Origin of the sequence: Xenorhabdus innexi (assembly GCF_002632485.1) — a bacterium.
Taxonomy (GTDB): domain Bacteria; phylum Pseudomonadota; class Gammaproteobacteria; order Enterobacterales; family Enterobacteriaceae; genus Xenorhabdus; species Xenorhabdus innexi.
The window spans coordinates 1-472 of sequence record NZ_NIBU01000261.1 but is presented as its reverse complement, the minus strand read 5'-3'; the positions used below and the strand labels follow the sequence as shown (position 1 = coordinate 472).

At 55.3% G+C, this 472-nt stretch carries 1 protein-coding gene; it reads left to right on the top strand.

Features of this window, described 5'->3' with window-relative positions; genetic code table 11:
* The coding region (locus tag Xinn_RS21490; RefSeq protein WP_153043448.1) for a TraM recognition domain-containing protein at positions 1-472 on the top strand (472 nt) is incomplete at both ends.

Genomic DNA, 472 nt, shown 5'->3' with positions numbered 1-472 from the left:
TCTGGTCAGTGTGGCCGGGCAGATTTACAAATACGGCATGAACGCCGGCTTGCCGGTTCGTCATGACGGTAAGCTGGCGATTAACCTGCATTGTGATGAATTTAACGAACTGATGGGGGATGAATTTATTCCACTCATTAACAAAGGCGGCGGTGCGGGCATGCAGGTGACGGCATACACCCAGACCTCGTCTGATATCGAAGCCCGTATCGGCAGTCCGGCCAAAACCGCGCAGGTGGTGGGGAACTTTAACACCCTGATTATGCTGCGGGTGCGGGATAACCGGACGGCGGAACTGCTCACCAGTCAGCTGCCGGAGGTGGAAATCTACAGCAAAACGCTGGTCTCCGGGCATTCGGATATTGCCGATGTGGAGCAGGGGCAGGATTTTACCTCGTCCACTCAGGACAGGGTCGGCACCATCAAAACTCCGCTGATTACACCCGCCGAAATGATTAACCTGCCGAAAGGG